General features: G+C 53.8%; 10 protein-coding genes. 5 read left to right on the forward strand and 5 right to left on the reverse strand.

Annotated features, from left to right (window positions below; translation table 11 throughout):
* Positions 1-2 precede the first annotated feature (2 nt).
* The 5 genes from MKX64_RS08520 to MKX64_RS08540 form a co-directional block, all read right to left on the reverse strand.
* Positions 3-899 (reverse strand): carbohydrate ABC transporter permease, encoded by an 897-nt coding sequence (locus MKX64_RS08520; protein WP_095398287.1) that lies wholly within the window; start codon positions 897-899, stop codon positions 3-5.
* A 53-nt stretch (positions 900-952) separates the two neighbouring features.
* Positions 953-2,260, reverse strand: coding sequence for an ABC transporter substrate-binding protein (locus MKX64_RS08525; RefSeq protein ID WP_095398288.1), 1,308 nt, complete (start codon positions 2,258-2,260; stop codon positions 953-955).
* 21 nt (positions 2,261-2,281) lie between these two features.
* Positions 2,282-4,612: a glycoside hydrolase family 65 protein gene (locus MKX64_RS08530; protein ID WP_095398289.1), complete on the reverse strand. Its 2,331-nt coding sequence runs from the start codon at positions 4,610-4,612 to the stop codon at positions 2,282-2,284.
* A gap of 122 nt (positions 4,613-4,734) precedes the next feature.
* Positions 4,735-5,745: a LacI family DNA-binding transcriptional regulator gene (locus MKX64_RS08535; RefSeq protein ID WP_095398290.1), complete on the reverse strand. Its 1,011-nt coding sequence runs from the start codon at positions 5,743-5,745 to the stop codon at positions 4,735-4,737.
* A 65-nt stretch (positions 5,746-5,810) separates the two neighbouring features.
* Positions 5,811-6,653, reverse strand: a complete 843-nt coding sequence (locus MKX64_RS08540; RefSeq protein WP_341035649.1) for a MurR/RpiR family transcriptional regulator — start codon at positions 6,651-6,653, stop codon at positions 5,811-5,813.
* Positions 6,654-6,848: 195 nt separating this feature from the next.
* Between MKX64_RS08540 and MKX64_RS08545 the strand changes: the two genes are divergently transcribed.
* The 5 genes from MKX64_RS08545 to MKX64_RS08565 all read left to right on the forward strand — a co-directional run bounded on the left by MKX64_RS08545 (position 6,849) and on the right by MKX64_RS08565 (position 13,581).
* On the forward strand, positions 6,849-7,730 hold the full coding sequence (locus tag MKX64_RS08545) for a cell division protein FtsQ (RefSeq protein WP_095264290.1): 882 nt from the start codon (positions 6,849-6,851) through the stop codon (positions 7,728-7,730).
* Positions 7,723-9,681 (forward strand): ABC transporter ATP-binding protein, encoded by a 1,959-nt coding sequence (locus tag MKX64_RS08550; RefSeq protein WP_341035650.1) that lies wholly within the window; start codon positions 7,723-7,725, stop codon positions 9,679-9,681. Before MKX64_RS08545 ends, MKX64_RS08550 begins: the two co-directional genes overlap by 8 nt.
* On the forward strand, positions 9,656-10,474 hold the full coding sequence (locus MKX64_RS08555; protein WP_095398293.1) for an energy-coupling factor transporter transmembrane component T family protein: 819 nt from the start codon (positions 9,656-9,658) through the stop codon (positions 10,472-10,474). The genes MKX64_RS08550 and MKX64_RS08555 overlap by 26 nt, the downstream gene beginning before the upstream one ends.
* 55 nt (positions 10,475-10,529) lie before the next feature.
* Positions 10,530-11,318 carry a PHP domain-containing protein gene (locus tag MKX64_RS08560; protein WP_095264287.1) on the forward strand — a complete coding sequence of 263 codons (789 nt, stop codon included), beginning with the start codon at positions 10,530-10,532 and terminating at the stop codon, positions 11,316-11,318.
* 340 nt (positions 11,319-11,658) lie between these two features.
* Positions 11,659-13,581 (forward strand): beta-N-acetylhexosaminidase, encoded by a 1,923-nt coding sequence (locus MKX64_RS08565; RefSeq protein ID WP_341035651.1) that lies wholly within the window; start codon positions 11,659-11,661, stop codon positions 13,579-13,581.
* Positions 13,582-13,702 lie beyond the last annotated feature (121 nt).

Below are 13,702 nucleotides of genomic sequence, written 5' to 3' on the forward strand. Positions count from 1 at the left end.
TCTTAGTCCTTGTCGTCATCGCCTTGATAGTACACCCACATGGAGGAACTCCGGATCACGATCAGTGTAAAAACGAGGATAATGACGAACAGAATCCAGGACAGGGCTGATGCATAGCCCATTTCATAATCTTGGAACGCCTTGTTGTACAGATACAGGTTATAGAATAAAGTGGAGTTGAGCGGCCCGCCGTTGGTCATGACAAACGCCTGCGTGAAGTATTGAAATCCTCCAATGATGCCCATGATCAGATTAAAAAAAATCGTTGGTGAAATCATGGGAAGCGTGATGCTGACAAAACGGCGGAACCGGCCAGCCCCATCCAGTTCAGCCGCTTCATGCATCTCCTCCGGAACGCTCTGAAGACCGGACAGGTAAATAATAATTGTGTTTCCGACACCCCAGATCCCCATCACAATGAGCGCCCCCAGGGCATACGACGGGTCCTGCAGCCAGGCCGGCCCTTGGATGCCGAACCAGGACAAAGCCTGGTTCAAAATACCGTATTCCGGGTTGAAGATCATCACCCACATCATCGAAACTGCGACGACCGGAATGACCGATGGCATGAAATAGATCAGGCGGAACAGCTTCATGCCCCTGCTGCGCATATTAAGCAGCAATGCGATCAACAGGGATACGATTTGATACAGCGGCACGGAAACAAGGGCAAAAATAAACGTGACTTTCAGGGACTGGTAAAACAACTCATCCTTCAGAATCGCTTGGAAATTGTCCAGACCAACCCACTCGATGGACTGAACGCCAGTAATAATGTCCCACTTGCTGAATGCCAGAATGAATGAAAACAGCATCGGTCCGATCGTGAACAACAACAGGCCCAGAAGCCATGGCATGATGTACAGGTAGCCGGTCCAATCCGATTTCGTTTTTTGCATAACAGCCTCCTTGATGAAGCGGGTGAAGCACAGGAGCGCTTCACCCGGAAGTTTTACTTGATTTTGCTATCCACGTTCTTCGCCGCTTCATCCAGAGCGCTCTTAACGTCCTGCTGATCCAGCAAGATCTTCTCCATCGCCTTGGAAAATTCCTCGACAAAAATCGGGCCATGGGCTGAACGCAGCGTCACCGGCTTGCGGGCGTAATCCATCATGGCAATGACCGGCTGGTCCGACACTTCATTCGCTTTGACTTCCTCCAGTTCGGCAACGGTCGCTGGCAGCACCTTGTTGTTATCCGAACGCAGCTTCTGTGCCTCCGTGCCGGACAGCCACTTCACAAGCTCATAAGCCTCCTCCTTATTCTTGCTTGCGGCATTGATCGCCCAGCCTGCACTGGCGATAATGCTCGTCCGGGTCCCATCCTCCCCTGCAGGGATCAGTGCAGAGCCATACTCCACATCCGATTTATCCAGGTCGCTCTTGATCCAGCGGCCGGTAACCATCATCGCGAGCTTGTCCGTCATGAACATCGATGCGTCGCCGCCCAGCGTCTCGGTGTCCATCGGCGTTGGAGATACCCGTTCTTCTCCTTTGGACAACGCGACATATTTTTCAATGGCAGCCACCGTCTTCTCGCCGTTCATATAGCCCTCGGCCTGTGTGCCGTCTTCATTCGCAATATCGGTGCCGTGATCCCACAGGAACGTGTAGATCGGATACTCCCATTTGCCGGCATTGAAGCCAAACTGGGTATATTTATTACCTTCTTTATGGGTCAGCTGTTTCGCGGCCTCGATGAGATCATCCCAGGTCCAGTCATCCGATGGATAGGCGATTCCCGCCTCGTCAAACATCCGCTTGTTGTACCATAGTGCGAGCGGATTGAAGTCCTTGGGCAGGTAATACTGTTTGCCGTTGATATTCATGCTGTCAATCAAGTCCTTCTGGAAAATATCCAGGCTGAAAGAGCTATCGTTGCTCAAATAGTCATCCAGCGGCTCGACCACACCCTTATCCACATATTTGTAGTAGTCGCCCTCGCCGATCAGGAAGACGTCCGGTGCTTGTCCGGCCGCCAGAGAAGTCGTTAATTTGGTTCCGTACCCGTCGCTTGGAATCGGCTCGAACTTCACCTGAATGTTCGGGTGGGCCTTGTTGAACTCGTCAGCCAGCTGCTGTTCGTTCGCCCCCGTGTTTACGTCTCCCCAGACAGTGAAGGTTAAATGGACCTTTTGGCCTTCATTGCTGGTGTCGTTTGCGCTGCTGCTGTTTCCGCCGCCTCCCCCGCAGGCTGTTAATACAAGCGGAATCATGACGACTAAGTTAATCATTTTTGACCATATCCAATTTCGTTTCATTAAAAATATCCTCCTGTCATCTTAATAAGATAGCTGAAGCGCTCCGGTCAGCTTCACAGGATTGCCCCCGATGATAAGGGTGAGCTCCTCCTCAGAGTCGGTGTTAAGTGAAATGCGGGTCCGGTCCAGATGGACCTCAATTCGGTGCCCGCGCCAATACAGCGGGAAGGATACTTCCTCCCAGGCCTCTGGAAGGCGCGGATTCATATGAAGCGCTCCGCCCAGCATCCGCACACCGGCAAAGCCCATCACGATGCATTTCCAGATTCCGCCCAAGGAAGCGGAGTGCACACCGGCATCGGAAGAATGCATGTACGGCCCCAAATCAATTTCAGCGGCTCTCCTGAACAAGCGGTAAGCCAATTCCCTGTCGCCGAGATCATTGGCCAGAATACAGTGCGTGGACAGAGACAAGGAAGAGTCATGCAATGTTTTCTCTTCGTAGTAGTCATAGTTAGCTTTCTTCACATCCAGCGGGAATTGATCCTCCAGCAAGAAGAACAGCATCATGATGTCCGCTTGCTTGGATACTTGCATCTCCCCGACCTGATCCAGGTTGTAATCATCGAATATGCTACCGACCTTCGCCTGGGATTTGTACGGTGTCAGGTCGACGAGCTTCTTCTGCAAATACGTGTCGTCCTGCGGGATAATACCATCCTGATTGGGCTTTGGCAGATAGATCCTCCCGATCTTGTCCGACCACTCGTCCATCGCCGCTTCCACGCCTAGCTTCGAGTTCAGCCTATCGAACAGGGCAGGCTTCTGGACACGGAGCTCCTCGGCATACGTCATCGCCAGCCGAATGTTGAAATGCGCCATGTAGTTCGTAAAAGCGTTATTGTTGACATGCTCCTTGTATTCATCAGGACCTACCACATTGTTGATATGATAGGTTTGCTGTTCCTCATTCCACTCTAGACGGCTGGCCCAGAACTTCGCCGTATCCAGAATCATCTCGTAGCCGAAGCTGTCCATGAATTCCTGATCCCCGGTCGCCATGTAATAATGCCATACAGCATAAGCGATATCCGATGTAATATGCTGCTCGATCACCCCGGACCAGATCCGGGTCTGCTTGCCGGTGACAATATCCACTTGTCCCCATTCCGGCGTTACCTCGCCATCGCTTGGCCAGGCTGCCTCCCAAGGATACATTGCGCCGGAATAACCATTCTGCAGCGCCTTGGATCTCGCCCCCTCCAGCCCCAGGTATCGATACTCAAGCAACGAGCGGGCAACCGGAGGATTGGTATAGATATAGAATGGAAGAATGAATATTTCGGTGTCCCAGAAAGAATGCCCCTTGTATCCTTCCCCCGTCAGTCCCTTCGCTCCGATGCCCATCCGACGGTCATGAGACGGCGTCATAATGACAAGGTGGTAGATCGCAAACCGGACCGCAAGCTGGTCGAACGGTTCTGCCGACTTGATGGATACCCGGTACTGGTCCCATACCTTCTCCCACGCCCGGCGGTGGTCTTCAAATCGCCGCTCGTAACCGGCTGCATGCTGCTCCTTCAGCGCTGCCAGCATCATCTCGCGGATGTCGTCAAGCCGGGGACCTTCGGCAAACTCGAGGTCGCGGCTCGTGAATACGGCCGCGGCCTTCTCGAATTCCAGCGTCTGTCCTTGTTCCAGATCGACGGTATAGGTCACGGCTACCCTGCGTCGGTCGATGTCCATCTTCGGTTCAAGGTTGGCCTCCGTGCCGCCAATGAATAACCGGTGAGCCGCGCCCAGTACAAAGTCGATCTTCGATTCGGTCGTCGTCTGAATCAGTTCAATGTACGTTTTATCGTAGATTCGCTTCTCACCCTCGTGAAAGTGCTGGCTGCCGCTGTTGCTGACCTGCCCGTCGATGCCGGAGGTTACAGACAACGATATGCGGCCGTTTAGAGGCGTCACGGTCATCCTCATGCCAATTTCATGCTTGTGAGCAAGCGAAACATAGCGGCGGAATTCAAATCGGATCCGCTTCCCCTGGTACTCCCACACAAAACCACGCACCAGCTCGGCATCCCGAAGGTTCAGCAGCCGCCTGTACTCTCGCACCTCCCCGCGCTCCAAAGAGAAGCGCACGCCGTCTATGCGTATGTCCAGCCGAGTGATATCCGCTGCGTTGGGTAGCTCGGTCACCTCGTATTGATCAAATTTATTAAAGGTTCCATTAATGAATAAATTTCGCTTCTCTCCGATGTAAGACTCTTCTGCCGCGGAGCGCAGTCCCATATATCCGTTGCCCAGTGACATGATGGATTCGCACTTTGCAAGTGCCAGCGGGTCAAATTCCGTTTCGGAAAAAGACCAGTGCTTCAGTTCTTCCGGCTCTGTCGTGTTGTAATGCATCATGGATTCTTTCTTTCCCTCCTACCCTTGTAAGCGTAACCTAAATCGTTTTCGAAAAGGATATAAAACGATTTCGATTACAGTAAAAAATAAAAGACGATGCTTCGAAAACGTTTTCGATCTCATTATTGCATCTTTATCGTCTCCCTGTCAACAATTTCGAATGACAGCAGTTTATGATAGCCGTGATTGCGGTTCTCCAGCATGCGCACCACCTCTTCAAAAGCTGTGTAGCCGATTCGGTTAAAATCCTGCTTGACGGTCGACAATTTTGGGGTCGTATAATTCGACAGCACAATATCGTCAAATCCCATAATCGACAGATCCTCCGGTATGCGGATATTCATCTCCCTGCAGCGGGCCATGAAGCCAATCGCCATCAGATCACTAGCAAAAAATACCGCCGTGACATCCGGGTGTTGTTCTAGATAAGGAACCGCCAGACTGTACGCCTCCTGCTCGCTAAAGTTCGCCTCCATCACACGGCTGCTGTCATAGTGGAGGCCCGCCGTCTCCAAAGCTTCCCTATAGCCTTGGTGGCGGAGAATGCTAACCGTAGCGAAACCATGACCGTTAATCATTCCGATATTGCGGTGTCCCTTGGAGATCAAATACTCCACCGCTTGTCTGGCTGCCGTCACGTTATCCGTGATCACCGAACCGGTATGGGGACCGACGATATCTGCATCGACCACCATGCAAGGAAGCTCGCTGTTAACCAGCTCCTGAAAGTACGGGTCCGTCGTCCGGAGACCGGAGATGACGACACCGGCAATTTTATTCTCCTGGCAAAACTGCCAGTACGACTTGTCCTGTTGCTCCGACAAGCTCCGTGTATAGATGACAACCTCGTACTGAAAATTCTGGGCAGCGGCATACACCCCGCTCATAATCTCAAACATCACCCCATCCTTCCCGCTCGTCTGCTCGAAGTTAGAGAAGATCAGCGCGACCGTTTTGGTAACTTTATGCTTGAGATTCTTAGCCAGCTTGTTCGGAAAATAGTTCAACTCCTGTGCAGCTTTCAGCACTTTCTTCCTGGTGGACTCGCTCACATCCGTATAACCGTTCAGCGTCTTGGAAACTGCCGACACCGATACGTTCGCGAGCTTGGCCACATCTTTAATCGATACCACTTCTAATCACCACTATGTTTTAGATTTACTTCCTATTGTAACAAAACCTTCTAGGATGAAAAGGGCTATACCTTCCCCCGCGGAAGCTTATCCGCATAACGGGCCCGCAGCTCGCCCAAATAGTCGAGCTTGTTCAGCACCTCTTCGCGGCTCATCAATCCGATGCTGAGGATCAGCTGCTCCACCAGCAGCAGTGGGGTTACCATCGAATGAAATTCGCCCATATCACCCCGGCTGACGCAGAAGGACACCTCAGCCGAAGTACCGTACCGCAGATCTTCCCGGTCCGTAATCATCAACGCCGGGCAGCCGACTCGGCTGGCACAGTCCAGAATGACCTCCGTTTCAGGCAGCATACGGGTGAAGCTGAAGACCAGCACAGCATCCCTTTTCTCCAGATTGACCAGCGATTCGAGGAGCTCGTGGCCGCTGCCAGCCATCATCCGGACCGAGATGCCAAAGCGGGACAGCCGGTAAGCGATCAGATCGCCGAGCGATAGCGAAGGGCCTGGAGCATACACATACAGCCTTCTCGCGCCGGCGATGATACCTGCCGCCTGCTCCACTTCATCCGGCCGGGTCTTCTCCGCGGTCGTCTGCAGGTGCTCCATGACCTGCTCCAGCATGACAAGCGGCAGACTCGACGCATCCATGCGCGACATCGTATTCTCGAGCTTGAGTGCCGGCGTAATGTCCGAAGCGTTCCGGAGCTTTAACTTGAATGCTTTGGCATTGTCATAGCCAACGGCTCGCCAGAACCGGGACACGGTAGCGATGCTCATCCCCAGCCGATCCGCAATTTCCTGCTCGGTCATAAACAGCATTTCTTCAGGGTAACGCTCTATAAAATCGGCGATTTTAAGCTGACTGGGGGACAGCGCGGATTTATCCGGAAACAGGTTGATCACAGCAATTGCACTCCTTTGGAATGTAGATTCTGGTTTGATAAGTGACAATGAGAAGGATACTTCATATGTAAATTTTATTTCATTTATATCCTAATGTAAAATTTATTACAGAACGTTGACATACTCCAGCGTCTGTTTTAATAAAGGGTCTCTATACTGAGAGCAAATTCCTATTCAAGGAGGCTGTTCTCTCAAATGGCTAATCAATCGAATCTGTACACCCTTACGTCCTCGCAGAAAATGATGATTTTTGTCCTGTCCATGTCCCTGTACGGCTTATCGAACATGTTCACCGAACTGATTCCTGCACTTCAACTGGGGCCTATTGAGCTGTCTGTTGAGTATTTCGCTTTTATTCCCCTGACCTTGTGCATGCTGTTCCACCCTGTCTACGCTGCGGTGGGCGCATCGGTCGGCGAAGTGATCTTCGGCGAGCTGATGCTCGGTCAATTCGGCGGACTGGGCGAGCTTGAAAAATTCCTTACCTTCTCCTTCGCCATGTATGTCGCCGGCCGCATGGTCAGAGACCCGCTTAACCGCAGACAAGTCGGCATCGCAGCGATGACCGGCGTGATCATTCACCAGCTGTGCAGTGCGCTCGTCGATATCGGCAAAGTGTGGATAGGCGTCGAGGAATTCGAAGCCGTGCCCGGCCTCGCTCCGAGCGTCGTCATTGTGGAGGGCGTAAGCTTCCTGAATGACGTGCTGTTCTCCGGCACACTGTTTGCCCTGCTGCCTACATTATATCTGGTTCCGAGACTCTATGGAAAAATTGAACCGCTGCTCGGGATCAAACCACGTGTAAAATCTACCAAATACGAGTCCGCAGGTGTGATCACACCGAAAGTTGTTATCACCGGGATCGTCCTGGCTGTCGTCGCCTTTGTTGCGGAGTCGCTGTCCGAGACCGACTGGAACTTCGGCGAATGGGATAGCGGATTCGAGGACCGCTTCGGGGTTGGCGCGATCTGGCTTAGCCTTGCCGCAGCGGCTGTTATTGCTGCCATTACCATCATCATCATGCGCGCCCGCGCCGAGAAACGCAGCCGCAACTCCGGAGATGCGCCGCATGCATAACACAGCTACGGAATCGGATCTGGCTGTTCGTCTAACAGATGTGACCTTTGTGTACCCCGGCTCGGAGGAGCCGGTGCTGAATGGAGCATCCCTTGCGATTGAACGCGGGAGCTTCACTGCGATCATTGGCGGCAACGGCTGTGGCAAGTCCACCCTCTGCAAACTGTTTAACGGGTTAATCCCCCACTATTATGTCGGCGATTTCTCCGGGGAAGTAGAAATCTGCGGGCAGCCGGCAAACACCCAAAATGTAGCAGAGCTGTCCCGCATGGTCGGATACGTCTATCAGGACTTTGACAATCAGCTGGTGCGTCCGACGGTGCTGGATGAAGCCATGTTCGCCCCGCTCAATTACGGGCTGCCCGATTACCGCGTGATGGGCCTGCAGGCGCTTGAGATGTGCGGGCTGTCTCACCTGCAGGATCGTTACATCTGGGAGCTGAGCGGCGGTCAGAAGCATCTGCTCGCCCTCGCCGGAGCGCTGTCCCTGTCGCCCGACATCCTTGTCGTGGATGAGCCGGTGTCCCAGCTGGACCCGCAGCATGCGCGCCAGGTGTACGAGGTGCTGCGGAGCCTGAACGAGCACTATGGCAAAACAGTTATCGTCATCGAGCATCATACCGAGTTCATTGCCGACTACTGCAAGGAAGTATGCTTGATGGAGAACGGGCAGGTGCTCTGGCAGCTGCCCGTTGCCGATGGGCTGAACCGCCTGGACGATCTCGCGCGGCTGTCCATCCAGCCGCCGGAAGTAACGCAGGCCGCTGTCCATCTCTCCTCGCTGCTGCGGAAGGAGAATGGGGCTGCTTCTCCCGACCAGCAGGATTGGCCGGAGGATGCGGACGGACGAGGCTTATCGAGTCCTCCGGAATCCGCCAAATGCATGCCTGGGCTTCATCCCGATAACGCCCCGCGCCTTGGCCAAGGTGAGGTCCGCTATCCCGTCACGACCGATGAAGCGGTCGCTTACTTCAGCGGCATGCTGGGCGGGCGTGCCGATCTGCCGGGGGCTCATAACTCCTCCGAAGCAAGCGGGGGACATTCCCGCCCTGGCAGCAGATTGACTGAAAGCGGGCCGGAGGATGCCCAAGCCCATCCTGTTGTTGAATTCAAGCAGGCCCGTCTAAGCTACCGGACGATTCGCCGGGCCGAGCGTGAAGTGCTGCGCGGAATCAACCTGAGCTTGTATGAAGGGGAGCGCATTGCGCTTGTCGGGAACAACGGTGCGGGCAAATCCTCCCTCTTGCGGCTTATTGCCGGGATTGCCAAGCCTTCAGCTGGCGCGGTAGAGGTCATGGGCGAAGATACGAAGCACCAGTCCATCGAGCAGCTGTCCTCTCATGTGTCGTATGTGTTCCAGAACCCGGAGGATATGTTCATCGAGGACAATGTCTATAAAGAGGTGGCGCACTGCCTCAAGAGCAGAGCCTATCCCGATGCCGAGCAGCGGATCAGCCAGATGCTCGAAAGCTTCCGGCTGGAGTCCCTGAAAGACCGGGATGCGCGGCTTCTCAGCGGCGGGCAACAGCGCCGAGTCTCCCTTGCGATCGGTGCAGCGGTGCTGCCCCATCTCATTTTGCTGGACGAACCGACAGCCAATCTCGATTTGGCGACCCGTGAAGAATTGCTCGGCACCCTGCAGGATCTGGAAGGATTCGTGCGGACGGTCGTCATCGCCACCCATGATATGCAGCTCGTCCAGCAGTGGGCCACTCGGGTCATCGTGCTCACCGACGGTACAGTTGCCGGAGACGGCTCCGCCGCCGACATTTTTGCCGATCATCATCTGATCAGCCGCGCCGGACTGGCACCCACTCAGATCATGGACACAGCCGCACGGCTGGACCTTCATCTGACGGGCAGCACGCCTGCCGAGTTCGCACAACTCGTCCATGCCATATTGACTGGAAAGGAGGTGCCGCATCATGCAGCTTGTCCGCAGCTGGCTTAACAAAATCACGATCGAACGGATTCAGCTGGAGCTGATGAATACCGCCTATGGCAGCGGGCACGCGTCCCTGTCCCGGCTTGATCCTCGCTGTCTGTTGATATGGTATCTGTTCTTTGCGATTGTGCCGTGGTTCATTTCGGATCTGACCGTTCTGGCAGGCATGTTCCTGATGATGGTGGTCACCACCATTTTGTCGCGGGTTACCCCGTTTATTATCCTGGTCTTGTGCCTTGGGCTTATCGGGCAGGTCGGATGGCTGTTTATTCTGTCGCTTTTCTTCGGCGGAGATATCAGCTCTGCGCTGCCGCTGCTGAAGCTGACTTTAAAGCTGTCCGTTGTTTCCCTGGCAAGCATCACGGTCTTCTCTGGCATGGACCCTGAGAAGATAAGCGACGGTCTGCTTGCCCTAGGCATGCCCGCCGCCTTCTCATTCAGCCTGTCTTACGGTTATCGCATACTTCCGGTGCTGTTCGAGGAATTCCGGAATGTCCTGCTCTCCTACCGGCTCCGGGGCAAAGCACCGGAGGAACCCGGAGTCATGTATTGGAGAATGGCAGCGTATTATTTAAAACTGCTGGTGTTGTCCTTCTTCCCGCTTATGCTTGCAACTGCCAAGCGATCCCGAACGACAGTGGAGGCTTTGGAAACGAGAGGCTTCTCCTACGGCATGAAGAATCCGGCGGCCAAAAAACTGAAACTGGCCCATCTGAAAGTATCGACCCGCGATATTATGTTTCTGTCCGGATCGGCTGTCTATGTATCGTTATTATTCTGGATCAGCGGCAGACTGTAAACCGCAGGCGTCACCTGCTCCGGCAACCTATAGATGATGAAGGAGTGTTGAACCTATGAAAATTGACCTGCATACCCATGCCAAGTTGTCGAAGGCGTCTGACTTTTCGCCGGAATATTATGAGGAGATGCTGCGTGAGGCCAAAGATAGCGGGCTGGATGCGCTGGCGCTGACCGAGCATTTTAATACCCGCAACTTCTACGAGGTGTATTCGGAGCTGGATCGCCTGTTTCCGTACCAAGGGGACTATTATGAGGCGTATGGGCTGAAGATTTTCCCCGGGATGGAGGTGGATATATTAGAGAACGGGCATATTCTGCTGATCGGCAGCAAGTGGTCCATTCTTGAGGTGCGCCGTAAGCTTGACGGGTATACCGATAAGGGCGCCTTTATCCCCTTTGATCAGCTGATGGATATCGCTGAAGCGTATCCTTTGCTCAAGATCGGTGCACATCCATTCCGTGATAGCACGCCGCTGCATCATCTCAGCCCACGTCAATTGGCACGGCTGGACGCCTTTGATCTCAATGCCAAAGATATGTACCAGTACGGCTGCGACAGCAATCAGGAACAGGTACAGCGCTTTGCTTCCGAGCTGGGCAAGCCGGTCACCGCTGGCAGCGATACGCATCAATGCCTGCAATTCGGCAGCATCTTCAACGAGCTGGATACCCCATGCGAATCGGCGGTTGAGCTTAAGGAGGCTATCCTGCAAGGGAAATACAAGCTTCATGTTTCGAATGATCTCGAGATCAAAGTAAAAGCCTCCGTCATGCTGAAAAAGCTGATGAAGCGGATGGTCCGGCTGGAGCAAGCACTTTCCACCGGCATGAGCTCCAGCTGACTTCCGTGCGCTGACAATTCACCCTTGTCTGCTGGAGCTTGCGTCAGCAAAGCGCCATCTGCCCGGCACTGGCCCCGATCCTCCACACGGACGGGGCCGGTGCTACGTCAATAGGCAGCTGCATAGCTGCCTATTGACTTTCGTGTTATATCCCGCTGCGCTGTGACATATTTCCGCATACGTCCCCTCCTTTCGCACCGACACTATTTTTCGACAATAGGCTCCCTTAATTATTCAAGTTAAAAGTGAAAAGTGAGGTTGCTTTCCCCATCGGATTGCAATAAGATTAAACATTATAATGATATAACGTTTTGATGATCGATAAAGGATGTGGATAGGAATGAAGCTGCGTTTCGAAGGGGATATACAGGAGCTGTTAGCAGGGATCCAGCGGCTGTTGCCTGAACTGGACGTACAATTCAGCGAGGACGGTATCCCGGTGCTTGTAGAAGGACCCCTGGATACCCAGGACGATGCACTTGAGGTCAGTTATGAGCGCGGACAAGGCATGATCAGGTTTAGCAAAAAACATCAGTTTTTCAGGGGGCTTGGGCTGCTGGTCCAGCATCTTCGTTCCGGCGATGATTTCCGCGTCCTGGAGAAGCAGCAGTTCGATCAAATCGGTCCGATGTTCGATCTGTCCCGCAATGCGGTATTGACGGTAGACGGGTTCAAGGCCATCCTGAACAAACTCGCCCTGATGGGCATGAACACAGTTATGCTCTATATGGAGGACACGTATGAAATCGAGGGAGAACCGTACTTCGGTTATATGCGGGGCCGTTACACCAAGGAGGAGCTTAAAGAAATCGATGATTATGCCGACAGCTTCGGCATTGAAGCATTCCCAAGTATCCAGACGCTTGCTCATCTGGAGGAATTCCTGAAGTGGGAGCCTGTGAAGTCCTACCGCGATACCAAAGGGGCGCTGCTGGTTGGCAGCGAGCAGACAGACAAGCTGATCGAGAAAATGATCGAGTCGGCTACCGCACCGTTTCGCAGCCGCAAAATCCATATCGGCATGGACGAAGCCGAAGAGCTTGGGCGTGGAAAATACCTGGATCTGAACGGGTACCAGGACCGCTTTGACATTATGGTCTCGCATCTGGACAACGTGCTGGCGGCAGTGCGCGCCCGCGGGTTGAAACCGATGATGTGGAGCGACATGTTCCTGAAGCTTGCCTCCGGCAAAGGCGATGATTATTACGATAAAGAGACGACGATCCCGGAGGATATGGCTCGTCGAATCCCGAAGGATGTCGACATGGTGTATTGGGATTACACCCATACCGAGCCTGAGGACTATACGAAGGTCATCGACAATCATCGCCCGCTGGGCTGCAACCTCGTGTTCGCGGGCGCCGTATGGATATTTAATACGTTCGGCGTGAACTACGGTCTATCCTTGAACGCCTCGGATGTGGCCCTCCAAGTGTGCAAGGAGGAAGGCATTCGTGAAGTATACGCCACCATGTGGGGAGACGACGGCAACGAGGGCAACCCGTTTGCAGCCCTCCTCGGTCTCCAGCTGTACGCAGAGCATGCCTACACAGAGGGGACGCCGAGTCAGGCGCAGCTTGCGCAGCGGGTGAAGCTGTGCACTGGCGTGGAGATGGAAGCTTTCCTGCTGCTCAAGGATCTGGACGAGATTCCGGGGCAAGAGCCGAACAACGCCAAGCAGAGCAATCCGTCCAAGTTCTTGCTGTACCAGGATGTGCTTCTCGGTCTGTTCGACAAGCAGATCGAGGGGCTGGCGCTAAACGACCACTACGCCAAGCTGGAGCTGGCTATTCAGAACAAGCGAGACAAGAATGCGGCACTGGATTATCTGTTCGAAATGCCGGAGAAGCTGAGCGCTGTGCTGAAGCGCAAAAGCGAAATCGGCATCCGGCTGAAGCAGGCTTATGACACGCAAGACCATGCCACCCTGCGGCATATTGCCGAAGTGGAGCTGCCCGCCATTGCCGCGGCCGTCACGGAGCTTCGCCTTGCCCACCGGACACAGTGGCTTCGCATGTTCAAGCCGTTCGGTTGGGAAGTGATCGATATTCGCTATGGCGGCGTGCTGACCCGGCTCGATACGGCCGCAATGCGCATCCTCGATTACGCCGAAGGACGTATTCCTCGCATCGAGGAGCTGGAGCAGGAGCGGCTCGTCTACAGCACCACCAATCGTTGGAACCATAAAGGTGTCGGCTGGTGCAGCCATTATTACCGGATGGCATCGCCAAACGTGTTTTATCATGTGCTGAATCCTTTTTAAGCTTCATCATTCTAACAGAGTCAGCTTCTGTTAGTGTTCATGCCTTGAGGCCTAGGCCTATTCTCCATGCAGAGTAGCCCAACCTGAACTTGTCAGGTTGGGCTACCTCTATATAAAGACA

The organism is Paenibacillus sp. FSL M8-0334 (assembly GCF_038000405.1).
GTDB lineage: Bacteria > Bacillota > Bacilli > Paenibacillales > Paenibacillaceae > Paenibacillus_AQ > Paenibacillus_AQ campinasensis.